Source organism: Lutibacter litoralis (assembly GCF_014646675.1).
Lineage (GTDB): Bacteria > Bacteroidota > Bacteroidia > Flavobacteriales > Flavobacteriaceae > Lutibacter > Lutibacter litoralis.
In genome coordinates this window covers 85897-111269 of the sequence record NZ_BMNS01000006.1, presented here as the reverse complement: position 1 = coordinate 111269, position 25373 = coordinate 85897, and the positions used below count along the sequence as shown (strand labels likewise).

At 29.2% G+C, this 25373-nt stretch carries 17 protein-coding genes; 8 read left to right on the top strand and 9 right to left on the bottom strand.

Annotated elements, in window-relative coordinates; genetic code table 11:
• Window positions 1–67: 67 nt before the first annotated feature.
• The 3 genes from IEW75_RS10675 to IEW75_RS10665 are packed head-to-tail and all read left to right on the top strand — an operon-like array spanning window position 68 to window position 6135.
• Window positions 68–3766, top strand: a complete 3699-nt coding sequence (locus IEW75_RS10675; RefSeq protein ID WP_134246426.1) for a metallophosphoesterase — start codon at window positions 68–70, stop codon at window positions 3764–3766.
• A gap of 17 nt (window positions 3767–3783) precedes the next feature.
• Complete coding sequence (locus tag IEW75_RS10670; RefSeq protein ID WP_134246425.1) at window positions 3784–4974, top strand: alpha/beta hydrolase; 1191 nt, start codon at window positions 3784–3786, stop codon at window positions 4972–4974.
• 3 nt (window positions 4975–4977) lie between these two features.
• On the top strand, window positions 4978–6135 hold the full coding sequence (locus IEW75_RS10665; protein WP_134246424.1) for a C1 family peptidase: 1158 nt from the start codon (window positions 4978–4980) through the stop codon (window positions 6133–6135).
• A 170-nt stretch (window positions 6136–6305) separates the two neighbouring features.
• On the opposite strand, the gene IEW75_RS10660 is transcribed toward IEW75_RS10665, so the two are convergent.
• The 4 genes from IEW75_RS10660 to IEW75_RS10645 all read right to left on the bottom strand — a co-directional run bounded on the left by IEW75_RS10660 (window position 6306) and on the right by IEW75_RS10645 (window position 10189).
• Window positions 6306–6719: a S1 RNA-binding domain-containing protein gene (locus IEW75_RS10660; RefSeq protein ID WP_229714439.1), complete on the bottom strand. Its 414-nt coding sequence runs from the start codon at window positions 6717–6719 to the stop codon at window positions 6306–6308.
• Between the two features lie 7 nt (window positions 6720–6726).
• Complete coding sequence (gene menD, locus IEW75_RS10655) at window positions 6727–8391, bottom strand: 2-succinyl-5-enolpyruvyl-6-hydroxy-3-cyclohexene-1-carboxylic-acid synthase (protein ID WP_134246422.1); 1665 nt, start codon at window positions 8389–8391, stop codon at window positions 6727–6729.
• 260 nt (window positions 8392–8651) lie between these two features.
• The gene (locus tag IEW75_RS10650) at window positions 8652–9725 is read right to left on the bottom strand and encodes an isochorismate synthase (RefSeq protein ID WP_134246421.1); all 1074 of its coding nucleotides are present in this window, start codon (window positions 9723–9725) and stop codon (window positions 8652–8654) included.
• Window positions 9726–9760: 35 nt separating this feature from the next.
• Window positions 9761–10189: a PaaI family thioesterase gene (locus IEW75_RS10645; RefSeq protein ID WP_134246420.1), complete on the bottom strand. Its 429-nt coding sequence runs from the start codon at window positions 10187–10189 to the stop codon at window positions 9761–9763.
• Window positions 10190–10267: 78 nt separating this feature from the next.
• Between IEW75_RS10645 and IEW75_RS10640 the strand changes: the two genes are divergently transcribed.
• The gene (locus tag IEW75_RS10640) at window positions 10268–10771 is read left to right on the top strand and encodes an IS1096 element passenger TnpR family protein (RefSeq protein ID WP_134246419.1); all 504 of its coding nucleotides are present in this window, start codon (window positions 10268–10270) and stop codon (window positions 10769–10771) included.
• Window positions 10772–10814: 43 nt separating this feature from the next.
• Here the strand turns inward: IEW75_RS10640 and IEW75_RS10635 are convergent, their stop codons facing one another.
• Window positions 10815–11879 carry a hypothetical protein gene (locus tag IEW75_RS10635; protein WP_134246418.1) on the bottom strand — a complete coding sequence of 355 codons (1065 nt, stop codon included), beginning with the start codon at window positions 11877–11879 and terminating at the stop codon, window positions 10815–10817.
• 88 nt (window positions 11880–11967) lie between these two features.
• Between IEW75_RS10635 and IEW75_RS10630 the strand changes: the two genes are divergently transcribed.
• From IEW75_RS10630 to IEW75_RS10620, 3 genes are all read left to right on the top strand, one after another.
• A complete protein-coding gene (locus tag IEW75_RS10630) occupies window positions 11968–12870 on the top strand; it encodes an ABC transporter ATP-binding protein (RefSeq protein WP_134246417.1) in 903 nt (300 codons plus the stop codon).
• Window positions 12870–13715: an ABC transporter permease gene (locus IEW75_RS10625; protein ID WP_134246416.1), complete on the top strand. Its 846-nt coding sequence runs from the start codon at window positions 12870–12872 to the stop codon at window positions 13713–13715. The genes IEW75_RS10630 and IEW75_RS10625 overlap by 1 nt, the downstream gene beginning before the upstream one ends.
• A 97-nt stretch (window positions 13716–13812) precedes the next feature.
• Complete coding sequence (locus tag IEW75_RS10620; RefSeq protein WP_134246415.1) at window positions 13813–16650, top strand: T9SS type B sorting domain-containing protein; 2838 nt, start codon at window positions 13813–13815, stop codon at window positions 16648–16650.
• Here IEW75_RS10620 and IEW75_RS10615 read toward each other — a convergent pair whose 3' ends face one another.
• Entirely contained in the window at window positions 16651–17184 is a 534-nt protein-coding gene (locus tag IEW75_RS10615; protein ID WP_134246414.1) for a hypothetical protein, read from the bottom strand.
• A gap of 126 nt (window positions 17185–17310) precedes the next feature.
• Between IEW75_RS10615 and uvrB the strand changes: the two genes are divergently transcribed.
• Window positions 17311–19299, top strand: a complete 1989-nt coding sequence (uvrB, locus tag IEW75_RS10610) for an excinuclease ABC subunit UvrB (protein ID WP_134246413.1) — start codon at window positions 17311–17313, stop codon at window positions 19297–19299.
• A 106-nt stretch (window positions 19300–19405) separates the two neighbouring features.
• On the opposite strand, the gene IEW75_RS10605 is transcribed toward uvrB, so the two are convergent.
• The 3 genes from IEW75_RS10605 to IEW75_RS10595 all read right to left on the bottom strand — a co-directional run bounded on the left by IEW75_RS10605 (window position 19406) and on the right by IEW75_RS10595 (window position 25371).
• Complete coding sequence (locus tag IEW75_RS10605; RefSeq protein ID WP_134246412.1) at window positions 19406–20596, bottom strand: acetate/propionate family kinase; 1191 nt, start codon at window positions 20594–20596, stop codon at window positions 19406–19408.
• Window positions 20597–20672: 76 nt separating this feature from the next.
• Window positions 20673–22769 (bottom strand): phosphate acetyltransferase, encoded by a 2097-nt coding sequence (gene pta, locus IEW75_RS10600; RefSeq protein ID WP_134246411.1) that lies wholly within the window; start codon window positions 22767–22769, stop codon window positions 20673–20675.
• Window positions 22770–22929: 160 nt separating this feature from the next.
• Window positions 22930–25371 carry a GumC family protein gene (locus tag IEW75_RS10595; RefSeq protein ID WP_134246410.1) on the bottom strand — a complete coding sequence of 814 codons (2442 nt, stop codon included), beginning with the start codon at window positions 25369–25371 and terminating at the stop codon, window positions 22930–22932.
• Window positions 25372–25373 lie beyond the last annotated feature (2 nt).

Here is a 25373-nt window from a genome sequence, read left to right as displayed (position 1 = left end):
CTGTAAAACTATTTTATTCAAAAATACATGTTTTTTTGTACTTTTAGAGCATATTGACAATACTTGTATGAAAGCCGTTTTTTTAAAATTTATCACATTAGTTTTTTTTCTATTTACTTTCTCTAATTGTGCTACTTATGATATCAATTATAAAGAAAGTGAGGTAAACTGGAAAACAGCTATTAAAAAATATGATTCTGAAATTGAGCATACATTTTATTTAATTGGAGATGCTGGAAACGCCAACTTAAACGAATCATTAACTCATTTAGAAGTTTTAAAAAATGAATTAAAGAAGGCTTCAAAAAAGTCAACTGTGTTGTTTTTAGGTGATAATATTTATGAAAAAGGAATGCCCAAAAAAGAGCATCCTAATAGAAAATTATCTGAACATAAATTAGATGCACAATTAGCTATTGTTGAAGATTTTAAAGGAACTACTATTTTTATTCCAGGAAACCACGATTACTATTCAGCTGGTGTAAAAGGTTTAAAACGTCAACAAGATTATATAACTAAAGAATTGGGAAAAGATTCATTTCTTCCTGAAAATGGCTGTCCGCTCGAAAAAGTTAATATTTCAGAAGATATTGTTTTGTTGATTGTTGATACCCAATGGTATTTAGAAGATTGGAATAAGAACCCAACAATGAATGATGATTGTGAAATAAAAACCAGAGAAAAATTCTTTGAGGAATTTGAAGGTTTAATTAAAAAAAATGCAGCTAAAACTGTGTTTATAGCATTGCATCATCCAATGTTTACAAATGGAAACCATGGTGGACAATCTTCATTAAAACAGCAACTTTATCCTGTTCATAATAAATTTCCGTTACCTATTTTTGGAACAATTGTAAATGTTTTGAGAAAAACAAGTGGAATTTCACCTCAAGACATGAACAATCCTTTGTATTTAGAACTTAAAAAAAGAATTGTTACCATTTCACAGAAAGCACCAAAAGCTATATTTGTTTCAGGACATGAGCATAATTTACAGTACATAGTGCAGGATAATAAACCTCAAATTGTTAGTGGAGCTGGTTCAAAAACAAATCCGGTAAGAACAATTAATGGTAGCAAGTTTTCTTATGGCGGTTTGGGATATGCAAAAGTTGAAGTTTATAAAAATGGAGCTTCTCAGGTTTTTTTCTATTCAGAAGCATTAAATAAACAAGATTTAATTTACAGTACTGAAATTTTTGAATCTGATGTAAAAAATCAAATTGCAACATATCCTGAAAGTTTTCCCGCGTATAAAAAAGCCTCTATTTACAGTGAAAAAGAAGTTGCCAAAAATGGAGTTTTTAAACTATTTTGGGGCAATCATTACAGAAAATATTACGGTACAAAAATAAATGCAAAAACAGTATTATTAGATACTTTAATGGGTGGCTTAACTCCAATTAGAAAAGGTGGAGGAAACCAATCCAAATCACTACGTTTAGAAGATAAAAACGGTGGTGAATTTGTAATGAGAGCCTTACGAAAAAGTGCCACACAATATTTACAGGCTGTTGCTTTTAAAGATCAATATGTTGAAGGCCAATTTAACAATACATACACAGAAAGTCTGTTACTTGATATTTACACAACTGCACACCCATATACACCATTTGTAATTGGTGATTTATCTAGTGCGGTTGGTATTCTTCATGCAAATCCAACGTTGTATTATATACCAAAACAAAAAGCGCTAAAACATTTTAATAATGATTTTGGTGATGAACTTTATATGATTGAAGAAAGAGCAACTTCTGGTCATGGTAAAGTTGCTAGTTTTGGATATTCAAACGAACTAATTAGCACCGATGATTTACTAAAAAAATTAAGAAAAACTGACAACAACGTATTAGATGAAGATGCTTATATAAGAGCCCGATTATTTGATATGTTAATTGGAGATTGGGACAGACACGAAGATCAATGGCGCTGGGCTGAATTTGAAGATGGAAATAAGAATATTTACAAACCAGTTCCAAGAGATAGAGATCAAGCATTTTCTAAAAACGATGGATTTATACTTGGCTTTCTTACACGTGCTATTCCAGCTTTAAAATTAATGCAAGTTTATGATGAAGATATGAGAAACGTAAAGTGGTTTAATTTAGAACCATATCCGTTAGATATGGCATTGCTTAAGGCTTCAACTTATGAAAATTGGGAAACGCAAATTAAATTTATTCAAAAAAATCTTACTTCCGAAGTCATAGAAAAAGCATTTAATAATGTCCCTGATGAGATTAATGATGAAACTATAACAGAGATAAAAACCAAGTTAAAAGGAAGACTTAAACAACTTGAAAAAATTGGGAAAACATATTACAAACATTTAGCCAAATTTGCGGTTATTACCGGAACAGATAAAGATAATTGGTTTGATATTGAACGCTTGAAAAATGGAGTCACTTCTGTAAAAATTTACAATATAAAAAACAATAAAAAGGGTAGTAAAATTTCTGAAAAACAGTATTATAAAAAAGAAACTAAAGAAATTTGGGTATATGGTTTAGATGATACAGATGTATTTAATGTAACTGGTTCTAAAAAAGATATAATTCCTTTAAGAATTATTGGCGGTCAAAATAATGACGAATACAATATTAAAAACGGTAAAAAAGTTACAGTTTATGATTACAAAACAAAGAAAAATACCTTTACTAATAATAACGGAAAAGCGAAACTTACAAACAACTACAAAACAAACACTTACAATTATAAAAAAATAAAATATAGTCAAAATCAACTCATTCCTTCAATTGGTTCTAACCCAGACGATGGCATTAAACTAGGAGTTAAAAATATTTTTACAGTGAATGGTTTTGAAAGAAATCCTTTTACCCAATTACACACGCTAAATGCTGGTTATTATTTTGCCAATAAAGGATTTGATATTGAATACAGTGCAGAGTTTGCAAATTTATTTACCAATTGGCATTTTTTAGTTGAATCTAAATTCACAAGTTCTAACTTCAGTATAAACCACTTTGGGTTTGGTAATGAAACTATAAATTTTGAAGATGATTTTGGAGAAGATTACCACAGAGTTCGCTTTAGCACCTACGCAATTGCCCCAACTTTAAAATGGAAAGGTCGTTTTGGTGCAACTCTAAAAATGGGAGCTACATTTGAAAGTAATGAAATTGAAGGCACGACCAACAGATTTATAAATACACTTGATTATACATTAGATAATAGAAAAAACTTTGCTGGTTTAAGAGTATCCTACAATTTCGAAAACTACGATAATAGGGTATTTCCTACTCTTGGAATGCATTTTTCTTTAGCATCTGGTTGGAAAACAAATATAAAAAACACTGAAGAAAATCATGCTTTTATAACACCTTCTTTTGGTATGAATTATAAATTAAACTCAAAAGGTTCTATCGTTTTGGCATCAAAATTAAAAAGTAACATAATAATTGGTACTAATTTTGAGTTTTATGATGCAGCAAGCATTGGAGGACTAGACGGTTTACGTGGCTATAGAAATCAACGTTTTACTGGAAACAGCTCTTTTTATCAGAATAGTGATCTGAGATTTACCTTACGAAACGTTAAAACAGAATTAGTACCTTTACAACTAGGTATTTTTACTGGGTTTGATTATGGTAGAGTTTGGTTTAAAGATGAAAAATCTAAAGATTGGAAAACATCTTACGGAGGTGGGTTCTGGCTTGTTGCCGCAGATTTAATTAATTTAAATGTTACTATTTTTAATTCTAAAGATGGTGCTTATTTTAATTTAGGACTTGGTTTCGGTTTTTAAAAAAATATTATAAACATATGAAAAAAATTCTTTTATCAATTTTAATAATTTTCAATAGTACAATTCTTTTTTCTCAAAATATTGAAACTAAAAAATTTAATTCAGAAATACTACAAAACGATCGGTATTTAAAAATATACGTTCCTCCTAGTTATACTTTTGAGACTTCTAAACAGTATCCTTTAACAATTGTTCTGGATGCAGAATATTTGTTTGATATGTATGTTGGAAATTCCATTTTATTTGCTTCTAAAGATAAAGCACCAGAGCAAATTATTGTGGGGATTGACCAGAACTACAAAGGAGAAAGATATGAAGATTGTGGCTATCAAAAAGGAAATAGCTTACCAACCCAAGAAGCTGAGGTTTTTTATCAGTTTATTAAAATTGAATTAATAGAGTACCTCGAAGAAAATTATCGAATTTCACCATTTAAAACAATTGTAGGCAACACTTTAACAGCAAATTTTACCAATTATTTTTTAATTGAGCAATATCCAACTTTTAATGCATTTATAAATATAAGTCCGTATTATGCATTAGATATTCCTGTTTTATTACACCAAAAATCTACAAATATAAAGGACGAAAATATTTATTATTATTTATCTAATAATAAAGATAATACCGAAGAAAAAGAACAAATTATAAAAGACACAGACACTATTTTAAAAAGTGTAAACAATATTAGGTTTAAATATAAATATGATGCTTTTGAAAACAGCTCAAAAGTTGCTGCAATAGGGCAATCTGTTCCAAGTGCGCTCGCTTTTATTTTTGAAATGTATTCCTCTATTTCTAAAGACGAATTTGAAAACAACATTAAAAATTTATCTCCAGCGGATGCCATTGCATATTTAGAAAATAAATATGTAGAAATAGAATACCTGTTTGGAAGTAATCTAAAAATTAGAGAAAAGGATATCTTTGCAGTTGAAGCCATTATTTTAGATAAAGAAAATGGAGATTATTTAAAAAACTTTGGTGAAATGATTAATAAATTATACGAAGAATCACCCATTGGAGATTATTATATTGGACGCTATTACGAAACTGGTAAAAAATATAAAATGGCCTTAAGGTATTACAAAAGTGGCTATATGAAATTGCCTGAAGGAGATCCAAATTCTGATGGATATTATGAAAATATTGAACGCGTACTTCAAAAAAGAGATGGTATGTATATTGAACAAAACCCAAATAATTAACTTATGAGAAACATTTATTTAACCCTAATTCTTTTTATTTCAACTACATGTTTTTATGCACAAGAAGACACTGTAGTAAATGTAAAATTGCCAACTGAACAAAAATATGAATTTACTCCAATTATAGATATTGAAGCTTCTGCGGTTAAAAGTCAAGGAAATACAGGAACTTGCTGGAGCTATGCAACTTCTTCTTTTTTAGAATCTGAAATCTACAGAACCTCTGGCGAAATGATCGATATTTCTGAAATGTATAACGTAAGACACACTTATTTAAATAAAGCTTGGAATTATGTTATGCGACAAGGTAAAATTCAGTTTAGCGAAGGCGGTTTAGCCCACGATGTTTTTAACTCAATTGCAGTAAATGGTTTGGTTCCTGAAGGTGCCTATTCTGGACTACACAACGATGCGATAAAACACGATCATTCTAAAATAGTTCCTGAATTAAAGGTTGTTTTAGATGCTTATATTAAAGATGACAAAGATTCTCGGTATCCAAATTGGAGAACTTCTGTAGATTCTATTTTAGATATTCATTTAGGTAAAATACCTGACGATTTTTATTTTGAAGGAATGACCTATGACCCGCAAACTTTTTTAAAAAAAACCAACATACAAGCATCAGATTATGTTACTTTAACTTCATTCAAACACCAACCTTACAATTCAAGTTTTGTATTAAATATTCCTGATAATTTTTCTAACGGTCTTTTTTATAATATTACTTTAGATGAGCTAGTTTTAGAAACAGACAATGCCCTACAACAAGGTTATACCGTTGCATTAGATTGTGATGTTTCCGAAAAAACTTTTTCTTCAAAATTTGGTGTTGCTGTAATTCCAAAAAAATTAGGTGAACACGAAAAATGCTTAACATATATTGTTGAAGAAAACACAATTACTCCAGGATTTAGACAACAAGAATTTGAAAATTACAATACCACAGACGATCATTTAATGCATATTGTAGGAATGGTAAAAGACCAAAATGGAACTGAATATTACAAAGTAAAAAACTCTTGGGGTAGTATTGGTGAGAAAATTGGAAACAATGGCTATATTTATATGAGTAAAGCTTTTTTTAGACTTAAAACCATCTCGGTTTTAGTACATAAAAGTGCATTGAGTAACGATTTAAAAAGTGACCTAAAGATTTAATATTCTTATAAATACAAAAAAAGCTACCTTAAAGTATCTAAACCCTTCATTTTGAATTTATTTCAGAATCTCATCATATTACTATTCAATTAGTTTGAGAACCTGAATCAAGTTCAGTTTGACGTAAATTTTACTTTTAAGACAGCTTTTTTTTATTAAATATTTATTATCTAAACAAACTTTATTCCTTCCTCTGAAATAATAATTAATTTTTGACGGAACAACCCTCCAATAGCACTTTTAAAAGCCTTCTTACTCATTCCTAATTGGTATTTTATTTCATCTGGACTACTTTTGTCGTGCAACGCTAAAAATCCATCATTTTTTCTTAAAGCATTTAAAATTGCAATTTCATTTTTAACAATCGTATGCTTAAAACCAACAGCTTGTAAACTTACATCTAGCTTTTCATCATCTCGTATTTTCTTTATAAATCCTACCAACTTTTGACCTTCTTCAATTTTTTGGTATAATTCATTTTTATAAAGCATTCCTTCAAATTCTTCATTTACTAAAACTGTAAATCCTATTGCCGTATTTCTAACAACAATTAAATCTACTTTATCTCCCACTTTTAAATCCATAATTATTTTATTTTAAATTGTTGAAATATGCTTTTAATATTAAATCGTTTTCTTCTCTTGGTGTAAAAATCTCTAATAATTTAGGAGTTTCACTTGCATTATAAAAACTGTTAAGTTCTTTTTCTAATTTATCTTTATTCGTAGCAGCCGTATAATCAAAATTATACATTTTACATAAATGTTCAGCTGTTAAATTGTGCGGTGCTTCAAAATAATCCAAGGCACTAGATTCTTTTGGCCCAGGAATAAACCTAAAAATTCCTCCTCCATTATTATTAATTAAAATAATTCTAAAATTTTTCGGAATATAGCCATTCCAGAGTGCATTGCTATCGTAAAAAAAACTAATATCTCCTGTTATAAAAATCGTATTTTCTTTTACAGCAGTTGCAGCCCCAATAGCAGTACTTGTACTCCCATCAATTCCACTAGTTCCTCTATTACAAAATACAGGTAGCGTTTTATTTATTTCAAATAATTGTGTGTAACGAATTATAGAACTATTACCAATTTGCAATTGTGAATTTACTGGAATAGATTTTAATACGCTATCAATTACTTTTAAATCTGAAAACTTACAATCATCTAAAAATTTATGATGTTTTTTTAAACGTTTTGCCTTTTTTTGAAGCCAAAATTCTTGATAATCACTCTCTAATGGTTTGGTTAAAAAGAAAAACTGGCTAAAAAATAGTTCTGGTGAAATTTTAAAATGGTGATTTAAACTAAAAAAGGTGTCATATGCTTTTATAGCATCTATATGCCAATGATGTTTTGGCTTTAATTTTCTTAGATGCTGTTTAATTTTTTTTGAAACGATTAAACCTCCTAAACTCAATAAAATATCTGGTTGAAAATGTGATAATTCGTCATCTTCCAAAGGAAAGATTAATTTATCTATACTATTAATAAATTTTGAATTTGAAACATTTGCTGTATTTTCTATCAATACCAACACCGATGGATCTTTAGTTAAATGTTCTAGCTGAATTTGTAACAATTCACTAGGGTAATTAGCACCTACTAATACCATTTTTCTTTTTGAAGTATTCCAAATTGCTGCAAATTTTTCTAAATAATCTACATCTAAAGGAGCTTCTTCAAAATTATTTAAAATTGGTTCAAAATATATTAATTTATTTGTTGTTTCATACAAAGGCTCATTAAAAGGCACATTTATATGCACAGGCCCATTTTGCTGAAATGAAATTTTTAAAGTTTCATCTATCATTTCTTTAATAGAACCATCAATATTAAGGTTCTCATTTAAACTAATAGATGCTAAAATATGATTTTCAAATACGTGCTCTTGGCGTATTGTTTGTCCATCACCAATATCAATTAAATGCGCAGGTCTGTCGGCTGAAATAACCACTAAAGGAATATTACTATAAAAAGCTTCTGCAATTGCTGGATAATAATTTAAAAGTGCCGAGCCCGAAGTACAAACAATTGCAACTGGCTTTTGTAATTGTTGTGCAATTCCCATGGCAAAAAATGCAGCACAGCGCTCATCAACAATACTATAAGTTTTTATAGCAGAAGAATTGGTAAAACCTATAGTTAATGGGGCGTTTCTAGAACCTGGAGAAATTACAACATGCGATATTCCATTAGCAATACAAGATGCTATAACAATTTGAGCCAATTCGTTTTTAGGAAATTGTGGCATTTAATTTTAAGTTTTTTAAAAATGCAAAGGTACATAAAGTTATTGTGATTTTTTATGAAATAAAACAAGATACGTTCTTGATTATTATCATTAAAAATTGAACTCGTTCATTGTAACTTTAAATAATAAAAACATGAAATGCTAAGTTTTTAGTTGAATTATTTGAAATTAATTAATGAAAGTTATTCTAATATGTTACCCCACAACACATCTAGAATTTAAATGCTGTAATAAATACTTTAAATTTAGTGTTTCATCTTTTACAACACTTGCTTCATTATTTCAGCCTTAGCAACAGTTTCATCCCATTCATTTTCTGCAATACTTTTATTTGTAATACCGCCTCCAATATAGAGATTTGCTTTGTTTTCCTTAATTTGCATACACCTTAAGTTTACAAATAAATTGGTAGCATCATTTATGTTTAATTCTCCTAAATATCCCGAATAAAATGCTCTATTATAGTTTTCATTTTTCAAAATAAATTCTGTAGCTATATTTTGAGGAATTCCGCAAATTGCAGGTGTTGGATGCAAAGCATTAATTAAATTACCCAATAAATTTGGTGCTTTTAAAGTTGCGGAAATATCTGTGAGTAAATGCAATAAACTTCCTGCTTTTGTTGTATAAGGACCTTTAGTTTCTATTTTGTAAGTATTATCTTTTATATTCTCTAAAATATAATCTGTTACATACTGTTGTTCTAATAATTCTTTTTCTTCCCATTTTACTTCCAGGGTTCCATTGAATTTTTGTGTTCCTGCCAGTGCCATTGTTTTTAAATTAAGTTGTTTATCAATGCTTATTAAACGCTCTGGTGTTGCTCCCATCCACAAACCAACCTTCGGATGAAACCATAAATAAACAAAAGCATTTTTATAACTATTTAGCATTTTTTTTAACACATTAAAAACTTCAATCTCATTACAAGAAACTTTCTCTCCTCTTGATAAAACTATTTTTTTTGCTTGATTAGTATGTATAAAGTCTATAGCATCTTGTACTATTGACATGTGCTGATTCTTAGCTTCTAAGTTTTCATCAAATTTAAATTCTGATACGATTTTAGAAACGTTGAAATCCTTTTCTATCACAGCAGAAAATTTATTACAGTTATTAGACGGTAATAATATTTTAGATTCGTTTTTATTAAATGGTGAAAAAATAAAACCTGACTCTTCAAATGATTTTAATAAATAAAGAGCTGATGAATTTTGATACAATGCAGTAATTTTTGTGTCGTTTGGTTTTCTAAAAACAACAAACGGTACACTCGTGTTGTAAACATCATTAATTTTTTCAAAAAAAGTATCAATATTACTGCTTAAACTCATTAATTTGAAGGGTGTAGTAAATGTTCTTAATTTTTTTATCTTTTTGCTAAAATATAGTTGGTTATTTTACAAATAGAAATCAATCTACCTCTATCATCTTCAATCTTAATTTCAACCAAATGTAGTGTTTTTCCTTTATGAATAATTTTTGCCGTAGCGGTAACAAATCCTTTTTTAACACTTCGTAAATGATTTGCAGAAAATTCAATACCGCGCACACTATATTTATCCATATCTATTGCTAACATTGAGGTTGGACTTCCAACACTTTCTGCCAAAGCCATAGTTGCACCACCATTTAAAATTCCATCTGGTTGGTGTACTCTAGAATCTACAGGCATTCTGGCAACTAAAAAATCTTCACCTAAATCAATATATTTTATATTTAGAGTTTCGTTTAAGGTGTTTTCACACATCTTATTTAAAACCTTTAGCTTATTTAAAGCTTCTTCTTTAGTATTCATATTTATAAAAATTAGATTGGTAAAAATAAGAATTAAAACTTTAAATACTACCTTTGCAAATAAATTGTACCGTATAAAATGGCATATAAAATTAGAGTAATATTAGATGTTGAGCAAGATGTTTTTAGAGACATTATTGTAAATGAAGCTATTAATTTAGAAGAATTGCACTTTACAATAGCAAAATCGTTTGGATTTAAAGGGCAAGAAATGGCTTCTTTTTATTTGACCGATGCTACTTGGGAACAAGGTGAAGAAATTCCTTTATTTGATATGTCTGAAAATGAAAACTCTTTTTCTATGTCAAATTGTATCACTTCAATGGTTTTAAAAAAGGAAGGAGATAAACTTATTTATATTTATGATTTCTTCTCTATGTGGACTTTCTTTTTGGAATTAACTGAGATTATAGACGATATTAATGAAAACTTGCCACTAATTGCCCTTTCCTTTGGAAATACACCAGACGAAGCACCAGAAAAACAATTTATAGGTGAAGATTCTGAAAAAGATGATTATGACGCTTTTGATGATAAAAATAATTTTGAAGACATAGATAATATTGATTTTGACAATTATTAACAAAAAGCAACTGTAAACATTTGGCTTTAACCCTTCAATACTTTTACCTAATAATATACGTATTTACATTTTCGTAATTTCTAGTAACAAAATCAAAAGCAACTTTTAAAATCTCACCCATAGTATTGCATTTTTTAAAATCCATATCTAAGGTATAATTATACAAGTCCATTTTTAGTTCATCCGTTTTTTCTTGTGTAGAAATTCTATCATTTTTCATACACGCTAATAAATCATTAATACGTTCTTGAGAACCTCTAAGTCTTCTTGCAATTGCAGAACGTTCTTCTTTCTTGTATTGTTCAACTGATTCATTTTGTAAGTTGTCTGAAACCATTTTAACAAACGGATAATTTTCTTTAAAATATTGAGGAAAATAAACTTTTAAATTACCTTCAAAACTTTGTTGGTCAAAATCCATTGCCCTAATTCTATATTCTACTTGGTCAAAATCGTACGAAGCAACAATTACATAATTATAACTACGCATATCACCCAACAAACGAATCATACAACGTTCGTTAAACTTTACAAACTCTTTAGAAAGCCTTTTTTTACCACTTTCAGAAACTGTATTTAAGTTTTCAACCAAAAATTGATCGCCTGGAATTCCCAAAACATGTTCTTCAATCAGTGTATCTTTATACACTAAAAAATTGATATTATTTGGTGATAATATATGTTCTAACTCCAAACCATAAACCCTCGATGCATCTGCTTTCTTAATATATAAGTACGTATGGTTATCATTTAAAATATTTCTAATTTTAATTCTAAAAGGTTTCGAGTTTCCAAATGTGCAATAATCTATGGCATCTACAGTTAAAAACGGTAAGGAATCTTCACTTCCATCACCATGCAGTATTAAATACATGCGTTTTAAACTTAAATCAATTTCATCACGTTCATATTCTGCGTAATACACCCGCACCCACAAAGTATCTTCTCCATTTTTATCATACACAACAATAGCGCCTGCAAAACGTAATAAGTCATCATAAAAAACAGGAATTTTAATACTTCTATTGTATTCTGTTAAATAATCATACAGTTGCTCGTTAATTGGATATGCTGGTTTTTTTTGTGAAATTAATTTTTGTTCTTCCATTCTAAATTGCTTCTAAAATTCAAATTTACTATATTGCTGTAACAAATTTAAATAATCGTCGTCTTAATTTTATAAAAACTATTTTATATTGGAAACTATTCTCTCTCTAAAAAATCTAAATAAAAAATTCGGAAAAATACATGCTGTAAATAATTTATCTTTTGATATTAAGAAAGGTGCAATTTATGGTATTCTAGGTCCAAACGGAAGTGGAAAATCAACAACCTTAGGAATTATTTTAAATGTTGTAAATAAAACTTCTGGCGAATTTAGCTGGTTTGATGGTAAAATATCAACGCACCAAGCCTTAAAAAAAGTAGGAGCTATAATTGAGCGACCTAATTTTTATCCTTATATGACGGCTATTCAAAATTTGCAATTGGTCTGTAAAATTAAAGAAATTCCAACTACTAAGATTGAAGAAAAACTAAAAACTGTCAATTTATTTGAACGTAGAAATAGCAAGTTTAGAACCTTTTCTTTAGGAATGAAGCAGCGTTTAGCAATTGCTTCTGCCCTACTAAACGATCCAGAAATTTTGATTTTGGATGAACCTACAAATGGTTTAGATCCGCAAGGGATTCACGAAATTCGTGAGATTATTAAAAATATTGCTGCTAATGGAACTACTATTTTATTAGCTTCTCATTTATTAGATGAAGTTGAAAAAGTATGCACCCACGTTGTTGTAATTCGAGAAGGACTTAAGTTATATTCTGGTAGTGTTGATGAAATGACTGCTTCTCATGGCTTATTCGAATTAAAAGTTGAATCCGACTCATCCAAACTACTCGAAGTTTTAAGTCAATTTGAAGGGATTTCTGCTATAAAAGAAGAAGAAAACACCATTATAGCTACACTAAGCAAACCTATTTCTGCTTCAGAAATTAATAATTATTTGTTTAAAAACAATGTTGTTTTATCTCATTTAGTAAAACGCAAGCCTAGTTTAGAACAACAATTTTTAACACTAACCAACAACAAATCATAATGTTACGATTATTAAACATAGAACTTCATAAACTAAAATACAATAGTGCAAGTAGAATATTAATTCTAATTTATTTTATTTTGCTAACTTCAATTGCCCTTATTGCAGCAATAAAATTTGATATTGGTCCCATTCAATTTCATTTAGCAGAACAAGGCATTTTTAATTTTCCATATATCTGGCATTTTAATACGTTTATGGCCTCCATTTTTAAATTCTTTTTGCTATTAGTAATTGTATCTATGATGGCTAATGAGTACAGTAATAAAACATTAAAACAAAATTTAATAGATGGTTTAAGTAAAAAGGAGTTTGTGCTTTCAAAGTTTTACACTGTAATAGCACTTGCTTTTGTATCTACATTATTTGTATTTCTAGTGTCTATTATTTTAGGATATAGTTATTCCGATTTTAACGAATTTTCTATTGTAACAACCGATTTAGAATACTTATTTGCATTTTTTATAAAATTAGTTGCATTCTTCTCTTTTGGTCTTTTTATGGGTATTTTAGTAAAAAGATCTGCTTTTGCAGTTGGAGGAATTTTAATATGGTTTTTTGGAGAAAGTATTTTAAAAGGTTATTTATTTTGGCAATTTAAAGACCTTGATGAAACCAGCGAACGGGTAAATAGCATTATGCAATTTTTACCTTTAGAATCCATTTCTAACTTAATAAAAGAACCTTTTACCCGCTTAAGCGCAGTAAAAACAGTTGCACAACAAGTCGGAGAAAACTTATCTAAAGATTTTTCTGTTCAACCTACAGATTTATTAATTGTAAGTGTGTGGACAGGCTTATTTATTTACTTTTCCTATGCGTTATTAAAAAAGAGAGATTTATAAGATAATAAATAACTATGGTCTTAAACCTTAATAATTCGAATAGTTATTGAGGTTTCCTAAGTTATTAATATATTTGAAAATTATCTTTAATCTTAGTATGAAAAAATTAATAGTTCTAATTTTCTTATGTTCGTTTTCATTAATATATGCCCAAGGAGAAGCTAATATTTGGTATTTTGGGGAAAATGCAGGAATTGATTTTAACGTTGGGACGCCAGTTGCAATTTCTGATGGTAAAATAGATACTCGTGAAGGTTGCTCTTCTTTTTCTGATGCAAATGGGAATCTGTTATTTTATTCTGATGGTACAATTGTTTGGAATAAAAATCATATCCCTATGCCAAATGGAATTGGTTTAAAAGGGAATGCTTCAAGCACACAATCTGCCATGATAATTCCAAAACCCAAAAGTAGTACCGAATATTATTTATTTACCGTTGGTGCAAGAGTTAATGGTGGTGAATATGGTTTTTATTATTACACAATAGATATGAGCCGAAATCATGGTTTAGGAGATGTTGTTGCTGGACCTATTGATTTAAATGAAGGGAAATCAGAAGATTGGTCTGAAAAAGTTGCTGCTATTAACGGTAAAGAATGTGAAACTTTCTGGGTGTTATCCTATGTTCAAAATCAATTTAAAGCTTACAAGGTAACTAATAATGGCGTTGCCAAAGATCCTGTTACATCAACTGTAGATTACTTTGCAAATGACAAGAGAGGTTATTTAAAAATTTCTCCTGACGGCAAAAAAATAGCCATTGCTCATATGGGCGATGAACGATTTATTTTATACGATTTTGATAATGAAACAGGCTTAGTCGCTAACCAACAAATTTTAAATTTAACAGCTCCAAATAACGCACCTTATGGTGCAGAATTTTCTGGTAATGGAGAAAAACTATATGTTACTGGTTCTAACGACTTTTACAGTGAAAATGATTCAGAATATAACAATCCAGAAAACCACACCTCCACATTATACCAGTTTGATATTTCAAAAAATACAACTGCTCAAATAAATAACTCAAGGGTTGTCTTAGATTCCAGAAATTTATTTAGAAGTGCATTACAGCTGGGTCCTGATCAAAAAATTTACAGGTCTATGTCTGCAACTTATAATGCAGGAATACCTTTTTTAAGCGTAATAGAAGATCCTGAAAATGATGGAACTGATAGCAATTATAAACATAATGCGATAAACTTAGGATCCAAAAGATCAACTCAAGGGTTACCTCCTTTTATCGCTTCAATTTTTTATTTAATTGAAATTAAAAATCAAGAAAATGATGAAATAATTACCAATCAAAATATTAATTTATGTTTAGGTAACAATTATACTTTTAATACTGAAAACTTACCTGGAAACCCTATATTTAACTGGGAGTTTAATGGTTCAACTATAGCAACTACAAAGAGCCTAACCATTTCAAACATACAAAAATCAGATGCAGGTTTGTACAATCTTGAAGTAGATTTGGTTGATGATTGTGGCAAATCGATACTTTATAAAGGTAAATTTGAAATTGAAGTATATGATCCACCAACTGCACCTCCAACAATTATTTACGATCAATGTGATGTGGACGAAAATAGTTTAGATGGTATTACACTATTCAATCTAAATTCTAAATTATCTGAAATTACAAATAATAATACAGATTTAGAAGTACTATTTTTTGCTTCGGAAAACGACTTTGAAAATGACAAGCCAATTACAAACCCTTCTGAATATATTTCCGCTTCTAACTCAAATATTGTTTTAAAAATTACAGATAAAATATCCAACTGTTTTTCAATTGGTACCATGGAAATAAATGCCTATCCAACCAGTTTAGATGTTTATGAATCACATTATCTTTGTGAAAATGATTTGGGAATTGGAACAAACTCAAGTATAGAAAGTGATGTAGCTCAATTTGATTTTGAAGCAAAAAGAGCCGCTATTAAAACTATTTTTTCCAATTATGATATTGTAGTGGAATTGTACCACAACATAAATAATCTCCAACTTCAAACCAATCCAATATTAGGAACTCAAACATTTCCTAATAGCGAAATTTTTGTAAGAATCTCTAATAAAGATAATAATAACTGTATTTCTGTAGGAAAATTTAATTTAGTCATAAATAAAATTCCTTTACCAAATTATATGAACGAAGAAGTTATTTTATGTATTGGTAATATAGAAGATACTCCACAAATTTATACTGTAGAACTCGATGGCAACACTAATATAAACGGTGATGAATACCAATGGTATTTTAACAATATGCCAATTATTAATGCTACAAATCCCGTTCATTTTGCTGAAAAAGAAGGGGTGTACGAGGTTAAAGTATTAAGGAATTATGAAAATAATACAAGTACAACGAGTGACAATAGTACTTGTGAAGGTTTTAGTGTTTTCAATGTAAAGGAATCAAACATACCAGTTTTGTATTCAGAAGATATAACTATTCAAGATGATTCTTCTAACAATACAATTACAATAAATACCGATAATTTAGGACTTGGATCTTATGAATTTGCTTTAAACAATTTTAATGGAAATTACCAAGACGAACCATTTTTTGAAAATATTCCTGCTGGTTTTCACAAAATATATGTAAAAGATAAAAATGGGTGTGGGTTTACCGTGCTAGAAGTTTCGGTAATTGGTTTTCCAAAATTCTTTACTCCAAATAATGATGGAATAAATGATACTTGGCGGATTCCCGGTGCAAATAACCATTTTTATCCAACTTCAAATATCTATATTTTTGATAGATTTGGTAAAATAATTACATCCTTAAATCCAAATGAGAAAGGTTGGGATGGAACTTTAAATGGTAAATTATTACCTTCTACAGATTACTGGTACTCAGTAGAACTTATTGATAAACAAGGCAATACTAGAGTTAAAAAAGGACATTTTAGTTTAATTAGAAGGTAATTATTGTTTTATTAAAACAGCCTTTTGCCTTCCGTTTACTAAATAAGAATTTACTTTTGGAATAGTTTCTCCTTCAAATAATTTATTACCTGAAGAAGTTCTTTTCTTTCCATTGGCTGAAATAATCTCAAAAATAATTGAATTTCCTTTTCTAGAATATGTTGAAACAATAAAAGAATCTTGTACCTCAAAAAAACTGGTTAAAATGTTAGCTCTAAAATATGAATCTATTACAATTGTATTTTTCTCATCAATAGTATAATGCCCATTTTTTGCATCTATCAACTTTAAAATATAATCTCGCACGTCTACTTTTCCTTTAAAATTATATGTTATTTTCCATTTAAAAATGGAATCAGACTTTTTCTTAATATTAAGTATCATAGTCACTCGCATTGCAATAGAATCTACTCCATATATTTCAAGATCTCCTTTATAATTTCCTTCCCAAGAAGCTGGAAACGATTCTTGAGACCAACTCTTAAAACTTAGAAATACTAATACCAAACAAGAAAAGAATACTTTTAATTTCATACTATATTTTTAGAAAAATTAAAATTACACATTATTACCAAATTTTATATAAAACCTTTAATAATAAATATTTGTTAAATAAGTATCCCATTTAAATATGTATATAAATTAGCTTATTTTTGCACTATGCTACTAAAGTTAGAATCTAAATTTAAACCTACTGGAGATCAACCTGAAGCTATAAAACAGCTTGTATCTGGAATTGAATCTAACGAAAAATTCCAAACACTGTTAGGTGTTACCGGCTCCGGAAAAACATTTACAGTTGCTAATTTAATTGAAAAAGTACAGAAACCAACATTGGTTTTAGCTCATAATAAAACCTTAGCCGCTCAATTATATTCAGAGTTTAAACAATTCTTCCCAAATAATTCGGTGGAATATTTTGTTTCATATTACGATTATTACCAACCAGAAGCATTTTTACCAACAACTGGAACGTATATAGAGAAAGATTTATCTATAAATGAAGATATTGAAAAGCTAAGAATTAGTGCATCTTCTGCCCTTCTTTCTGGTAGACGGGATGTAATTATTGTGGCATCTGTTTCTTGTATTTATGGAATTGGTAATCCGGTTGAGTTCAAAAAAAATATTATTACAATTGAAGTTGACCAGGAAATACCACGCACTAAATTTTTACAATTATTGGTTACAAGTTTATATTCTAGAACAGAAACTGAAATTAGTAGTGGAACTTTCAAAGTAAAAGGTGATACTATAACTGTATATCCTTCGTATGGCGAACATGCATATCGCATTCACTTTTTTGGAGATGAAATTGAAGAAATTGAAAGTTTTGATGTTACTAATAATCAGGTTGTTGAAAAATTTGAACAGCTTACCATTTATCCAGCAAACTTGTTTGTTACCTCGCCAGATGTTTTACAAAACGCAATCCACGCCATACAAGAAGATTTGATGAAACAATACGAATACTTCAAAGAAATTGGCAAACATTTAGAGGCAAAACGTTTAAAAGAGCGAACAGAATTTGATTTGGAAATGATTCGTGAATTGGGTTATTGTAGTGGAATAGAAAATTACTCGCGTTATTTAGATGGAAGAAATCCCGGTTCAAGACCTTTCTGCTTGCTAGATTATTTTCCTGACGATTATTTAATGATTATTGATGAAAGCCATGTAACTGTGCCGCAAGTACACGCAATGTATGGTGGTGATAGATCTAGAAAAGTAAACTTAGTAGATTATGGTTTTCGATTGCCAGCAGCAATGGATAATAGACCTTTAAAATTTGAAGAGTTTGAAGCCATTCAGAATCAAGTTATTTTTGTGAGTGCAACACCTGCAGATTACGAATTACAAAAAACTGAGGGAATATTTGTAGAACAAATTATTAGACCTACTGGTTTATTGGATCCCGAAATTGAAGTTCGCCCGAGTATCAATCAAATAGATGATTTATTAGAAGAAATACAAATTCGAGTTGAAAAAGACGAACGTACTTTAGTTACTACTTTAACCAAACGTATGGCCGAAGAATTGTCTAAATACTTAACTAGAATTCAAGTTCGTTGTAGATATATTCATTCTGATGTTGACACTTTAGAACGTGTAGAAATTATGCAAGATCTACGAAAAGGATTGTTTGATGTTTTAATCGGAGTAAACCTATTGCGTGAAGGGTTGGATTTACCAGAAGTTTCTCTAGTTGCTATTTTAGATGCTGATAAAGAAGGTTTTTTACGTTCTCACCGTTCTTTAACACAAACCATTGGTAGAGCTGCACGTAATGTTGAAGGAAAAGCAATTATGTATGCAGATAAAATTACAAAAAGTATGCAATTGACAATAGATGAAACTACTAGACGACGTGAAAAACAAATTACTTTTAACACTGAACATAATATTACACCTACTCAAATTAAAAAAAGTATAGAAAACACCTTAGCAAAAAATACGGTTTCATCGTATCATTATGACAATGCTACCAATTTAGCTGCTGAGAAAGAATTAGATTATTTATCTAAAACTGAAATTGAAAAACACATTCGAGCAAAAAGAAAACAAATGGAGACAGCTGCAAAAGCCTTAGATTTTATTGCGGCTGCTCAATTACGTGATGAAATAAAGCTACTTAAAGAGAAGATTTGAGAAGCTTAATTAAAAACAGCGCCTAACTAAACATCTATTAAATTTTAAAAAAGATTGTAATCATTACACTTGTTAACAAGTGTAATGATTACAATCTTATATTTTGTTAATTGATTAATTCAAAAGATTGTTTGGCAATTTCCAACTCTTCATTTGTTGGAATAACTAATAATTTAACTTTAGAGTTGTCTGAATGAATTTCTGTTAATTTTCTAGCCTTAATATCATTCTTTTGTTCATCTATATCAATTCCAAAGAAATCCATATTTTCACACACCATTTTTCTAAGAACTATAGAATTTTCACCAACACCTGCAGTAAACACAATGGCATCTACACCATTTAAATTAGCAATATAACCACCTAAATAATGTCTAATTCTGTAAGCGCTCATTTCTAAAGCAAGTTGACACTTTTTATCTCCCTTTAATGCTTCAGCTTCTATATCTCTATAATCTGATAGACAGCCCGTTAAACCAATCATACCACTTTCTTTTTGAAGCATATTATTAACGTCGTTTAGCTCATAGCCCAGATTGTTAACTAAGTAAAAAATGATTGAATTATCTATTGAACCACTTCTACTTCCCATAATTAAACCTTCATTTGGACCAAAGCCTAAAGAAGTATCAACACTTTTTCCATCTTTTACAGCAGTTATACTGCACCCACCACCTAAGTGAATGGTAATTATTTTTTCACTTTGTGCTTCGCCTAAATAAGTACGTGCTAATTTTGCTACATATTTATGGCTGGTACCATGAAAACCAAACTTACGAATTTTGTGTTCTTCTAAAAATTTATTTGGAATGGCATACTTGTACGCTTCAATAGGCATTGATTGATGAAATGCTGTATCAAATACTGCAATTTGTTTTGCATCTGGAAAAATATTTTCTGCAACAACAATACCTTCATAATTAGCAGGGTTATGTTGTGGAGCCAAAGAAAATAGCTCCTTAATTTTAGCTTTTACCTTTTCATCAACAAAAGCGGTATCTGAAAAAGCATCTCCACCATGTACAACCCTATGTCCTACCGCTGCAATTTCAGAAGTAGTTTTAATAACTCCTGTCTCATCATCTAGTAATAATTTTACAACTTTTTCTAACCCTTCTGCATGATTAGTTATCATACAAACTCTATCAATTGCATGATTTTTTGATTTGTAATGTATTTCTGGATTGGCTAAACCAATTCTTTCAACTAAACCTGAACAAATAACCTCTTCTTCTGGCATCTTAAATAGTTGATATTTTATAGAAGAACTACCTGAATTTATAATTAAAATTTTCATTTCTTATTTAATATTTTTTTAGCAATTACAATTACTAATGGTACATTTTTTTAATTTTAAATATGCAAAATGCAATTTATTCTATGTCTTGGGCTTGAATTGCAGTTAATATTACTGTGTTAAAAATATCATCAATAGTACAGCCTCTGCTTAAATCGTTTACAGGTTTATTTAAACCTTGTAACATTGGTCCAATTGCCAATGCTCCAGTTTCTCTCTGTACAGCCTTATACGTATTATTACCTGTATTTAAATCAGGAAAAATTAATACGTTTGCCTGTCCTGCAACTTCAGAATCTGGTAATTTACTTTTACCAATAGTAATATCTACTGCAGCATCGTATTGTATAGGACCTTCAACTTTTAAATCTGGTCTTTTTTCTTTAACAATTTCTGTAGCTCTTCTAACAATATCAACGTCAGCACCTTTTCCAGAAGCTCCTGAAGAATAAGAAAGCATTGCTATTTTAGGCTCCATACCAAAGTTTATACTAGAATCTGCTGATGAAATAGCAATCTCTGCCAATTGTTCTGAATTTGGATTTGGATTAATTGCACAATCACCAAAAACAGAAACTCGATCTTCTAAACACATAAAGAAAATTGAAGAAACTACTGAAACACCTGGTTTTGTTTTTATAAACTGTAATGCTGGTAAAATAGTATGTTGTGTTGTGTGCGCTGCTCCAGAGACCATTCCGTCTGCTAAACCTTTATAAACCATCATGGTTCCAAAATAAGAAACATCGCCAATTAAATCTTCTGCCATATCTATTGTTAAACCTTTATTTTTTCTTAATTCAAACAAAGTATTGGCAAAATCTTTAAAATAGTCAGAACTTACTGGGTCAATAATATTAAATTTATTGATATCAACTGTTAAACCTAGACGATTGATTGAATCAACAATTTTATCGTAATCACCTAATAAAGTTATATTAACAATATCCATTTGAACTAACCTTGCAACAGCAGTAATAATTCTATCATCATTCCCTTCTGGCAAAACAATATGTTTACGTTGTTGTCTAGCTCTTTTCAATAAATTATATTGAAACATTCTAGGCGTAATACTATCGTTTTTAAAGGTTATTAATTTTTCATTAAGTTTATCTACATCAACATATTTATCAAAAATATTTAATGAAGTTGTAATCTTTTCTTTATTTTCTGCATACATATGAGAACGTACAGCTCCAATTTTATTTGCAACAGCAAATGTACCTTCATTAACTGTTAGTATTGGCACTACTTGAGCCAAACCATCTATTAGTTTAATAATTGGTTTTTCTGGAGTGATTCCTCCTGTAAGTACAATTCCAGCAATTTTAGGGTAGTTTGAAGAAATATTTGCTTGTAGTGCTCCTAAAATTATATCGGCTCTATCACCTGGAGTTATAATTAAACAGTTTTCACATAAATGTCCTAAATAATTTCGAAGCTGCATTGCTCCAACTATAAATTTAGAGGACTGGTTGTTTATATGCTCTTTTCCAAATAATATTTTTGCATCTATTGCTTTCGCAACCTCTTTTATCGTAGGGTTATTTAGAGATGTTATTAAGGGAATAACACTTACAAAAATATCTTTCGGTAAATTTTTCTGAATACCCTCTTTCGCAATTTTAATATTTTTTTCTTGAACTTTATTTGCAATAACAGCTAAAACTTCAACTTCCTTTTCTTTAAAAGAATCGTATGTTATATGCACTCCATTTACAAATTCTTCTAAAGTTTTATCTACACCACTTGAAACAATTACTGCTGGTATCCCTAGGTTTTTAGCAATTAATATATTAGCATCTAATTCAATGGCTGCACCTTCTCCAGAGAAGTCGGTACCTTCTACCAACATAAAATCATTAATTTCTTCTAAGGCTTTGTATTTTTCTATAATCTTATCAAATACTTCTCCTTCTTTACCTTCATTTCTCTTTTTTATGTATTCTGTTCGCGTATAAGCAAAAGCATCATTTGGATTTATATCTAAATTAAAATGAGATATAATTGTACTTATATGATTGTCTTTTTTTCCCTTATTAACACCATCAATAATAGGTCTGAAATAACCCACTTTAGCAGTCTTACCTAATAGCATTCTCATTAAACCTAAAGCTACAATAGATTTTCCACTATTTGCTTCGCTGGTTGCTATATATATAGCTTTATTCATTATTTTATTTTTTTGCAAAGATAATCGAATCTATCTTTTAAGCCTTAGATATATAGGGGAATTTTAGTGACTTTTGTCACCTTTTTTAAAAAAATAAGTACTCTAATTTTAATATTCTTTAGAAGAAAAATTTATAAATCAAAAATATTAACATTAACCGTTACCTGTTAAACAGTTTTTTAAAAAATGATTTTTTTTCTACGATTGTATACCCTTCTGAATACTTTCCAGAACCATAGCCGTAGCCATAACCATAGCCATAGCCGTACTTAGATTTTATCTTAAAATCATTTAAAACAATACTAACTTTAGAAACTGAATCTTTTTTATATTTATCATTTATAATTTTAAGCATTCCTTTTTGAGAATAATCTTGCCTTAATACAAATATTGTAGCATCTGTAAATTTTAAAAGTTCTAGTGCATCACTAACCAAACCAATTGGCGGTGTGTCTAAAATTATATAATCGTAATCTTCCTTTAATTTGGCAATAAGCTCATCCGTAGCAGTGTTAATTAATAATTCCGAAGGGTTTGGAGGTACTGGTCCTGATGTTATAATATCTAAATTCGGAATTTTAGATTTTTGAATAACCTCTGAAATATTCTTTTCACCAATTAAATAATTTACAACACCTGTTTTGTTTGTTAAATCAAAATCACCAAATATTTTGGGTTTTCTTAAATCCAATCCAACTAAAATAGTTTTTTTACCACCTAATGCAAAAACAGTTGCCATATTTATAGAAATAAATGTTTTTCCTTCTCCTCCAACTGAGGAAGTTACCAAAATTGTTTTGGAACGATCTTTTAATTTTCTATCAAATAAAAACTGAATATTAGAGCGCAAGGCTCTAAAAGACTCAGCCACCATAGATTTTGGTTTTAGAAATACTGCCAAATTGTTACTTGCCATATTTTCCCCAACAACACCTAAAACTGGTATTGGGGTCAATCTTTCTATATCTTCTGCTGTATGAATTTTATTATCCAAAATTTCTTTAGCAATCACCACAAAAAGTGGCAAAATTACACCCAGCAATAAGGCTATCATGTAATTAAAAGAAACTCTAGGCAAAATAGCTCCTTGTCCAGTATCTTTTGCAGAATCTAACACCGAAATATCTGAAACGCTCGCTGCAATTGCAATGTCAGCTTCGTATCGCTTTTGCATTAAAAACACGTAATTAGATTCTGTTAAACTATATTTTCTTTGGTAATTTAATAATTTCTGTTCTTTATTTGGAAGCTTATTCAACTGATAGTTGTAAGAATTTAAACGTTCTCTACTATTTTTTAAACTTACTAAAGTAGCTTTTTTTAAGGATGACAAGTTTTCAAGCAATACATTTCTTGTTGTTTCAATCTCATCATTATTTAATTTTAAAGAAGGATGATTTGGCGTTACTTCTTTTGAAAGTTTTTCATTTTCTATAGATAATTTTGTTAACTCGCCTACCATTGCAGAAATTGAAGCATCTTCTATATTAATTATTGCTGGAGCTGGTATTTTTGAAAAATTGGTGTTATTTTTTATATACGATTCTAAATTATCAAAATACTCTATTCTGTCTGTAAACTGTTTTTGTAATTTATCTAAACCTGTAGTTTGAGAAAAAATTTCTCCTCCTTGTGCCGATAAATTATAAATAGAGTTTTGCTGTTTAAATTTCTCAATATTAGTTTCAATTAGCTTTAAGGTATCTGAAGTATTTTTAAACTGTGCATCAATAAAATCTTTAGTACTTCGTGCATAGTTTGTTTTTTGTTCTAATTCTACTTCTGCTAAAACTTCTACTGTTTTATTTAAAAAATCAACAATTCTATTTTTGTTTGAACCCGTTAAAGAAAGTTCAATTAAAGAAGTACCAGACAACCCTTTTGCTCTAACATTCTTATACTTGCTGGTTACACTATTTAATGAATTTATTTTTATATAAAATATATTGGCTTTACCTATTTTAACTACTTCGGATTTTAATACCTGAGCTTTTAGAAATGGTAAATTTATATATTCATCAAATGAATAGGATTTTGAAAAACTAGCATTTTCAGGAATAAATCTTTGAGTAGTTTCACTTTTATAATTTATTAAATTATAATCTTCTTCAGTATCAAAATCAACCGATAATTTAAAATTACCTTCATCAATAATTTCAATTTTAATAAGTGTATTTAATAATTGATATTGGTTGGGTTGTAACTTTATTTCGAATGGCGTTTCTTTATAAACATCTTCCAATCTAAACCTGCCTTCTTTTAAATAATCTATATAAAAACCAAGCTCTTTAATTACATTTTCATTATGAGATCTAGATGTTAATGCTTTTCTAATAGATTCTACTTTATCACTTACACCTCCCCAATTAAAAGCAATATTGGTTCCAGTAGAAAACAGCGGATTTTGTTTCTCTTTAACGGCAATTGTTGTTGATAAACCATAAATTTTTTCAGAAGAAATATTAAAATAGTATGCAATAGCAAATGCCACTAATATTGCAAAAACAAACCATTTCCAATTAGCAATTATTCTAAATAGATAATCTTTAATATCAGAAATATGTTCGTTGGTCTGCTCACTAAAACTAAACTTACTATCCATAT

What these genes read in the sequence shown, in the direction of transcription:
- IEW75_RS10675 (WP_134246426.1), top strand. Translation starts at nt 68, where the DNA reads ATGAAAGCCGTTTTTTTAAAATTTATCACATTAGTTTTTTTTCTATTT.
- IEW75_RS10670 (WP_134246425.1), top strand. Translation starts at nt 3,784, where the DNA reads ATGAAAAAAATTCTTTTATCAATTTTAATAATTTTCAATAGTACAATT.
- IEW75_RS10665 (WP_134246424.1), top strand. Translation starts at nt 4,978, where the DNA reads ATGAGAAACATTTATTTAACCCTAATTCTTTTTATTTCAACTACATGT.
- IEW75_RS10660 (WP_229714439.1), bottom strand. Translation starts at nt 6,719, where the DNA reads ATGGATTTAAAAGTGGGAGATAAAGTAGATTTAATTGTTGTTAGAAAT.
- menD (WP_134246422.1), bottom strand. Translation starts at nt 8,391, where the DNA reads ATGCCACAATTTCCTAAAAACGAATTGGCTCAAATTGTTATAGCATCT.
- IEW75_RS10650 (WP_134246421.1), bottom strand. Translation starts at nt 9,725, where the DNA reads ATGAGTTTAAGCAGTAATATTGATACTTTTTTTGAAAAAATTAATGAT.
- IEW75_RS10645 (WP_134246420.1), bottom strand. Translation starts at nt 10,189, where the DNA reads ATGAATACTAAAGAAGAAGCTTTAAATAAGCTAAAGGTTTTAAATAAG.
- IEW75_RS10640 (WP_134246419.1), top strand. Translation starts at nt 10,268, where the DNA reads ATGGCATATAAAATTAGAGTAATATTAGATGTTGAGCAAGATGTTTTT.
- IEW75_RS10635 (WP_134246418.1), bottom strand. Translation starts at nt 11,879, where the DNA reads ATGGAAGAACAAAAATTAATTTCACAAAAAAAACCAGCATATCCAATT.
- IEW75_RS10625 (WP_134246416.1), top strand. Translation starts at nt 12,870, where the DNA reads ATGTTACGATTATTAAACATAGAACTTCATAAACTAAAATACAATAGT.
- IEW75_RS10620 (WP_134246415.1), top strand. Translation starts at nt 13,813, where the DNA reads ATGAAAAAATTAATAGTTCTAATTTTCTTATGTTCGTTTTCATTAATA.
- IEW75_RS10615 (WP_134246414.1), bottom strand. Translation starts at nt 17,184, where the DNA reads ATGAAATTAAAAGTATTCTTTTCTTGTTTGGTATTAGTATTTCTAAGT.
- uvrB (WP_134246413.1), top strand. Translation starts at nt 17,311, where the DNA reads ATGCTACTAAAGTTAGAATCTAAATTTAAACCTACTGGAGATCAACCT.
- IEW75_RS10605 (WP_134246412.1), bottom strand. Translation starts at nt 20,596, where the DNA reads ATGAAAATTTTAATTATAAATTCAGGTAGTTCTTCTATAAAATATCAA.
- pta (WP_134246411.1), bottom strand. Translation starts at nt 22,769, where the DNA reads ATGAATAAAGCTATATATATAGCAACCAGCGAAGCAAATAGTGGAAAA.
- IEW75_RS10595 (WP_134246410.1), bottom strand. Translation starts at nt 25,371, where the DNA reads ATGGATAGTAAGTTTAGTTTTAGTGAGCAGACCAACGAACATATTTCT.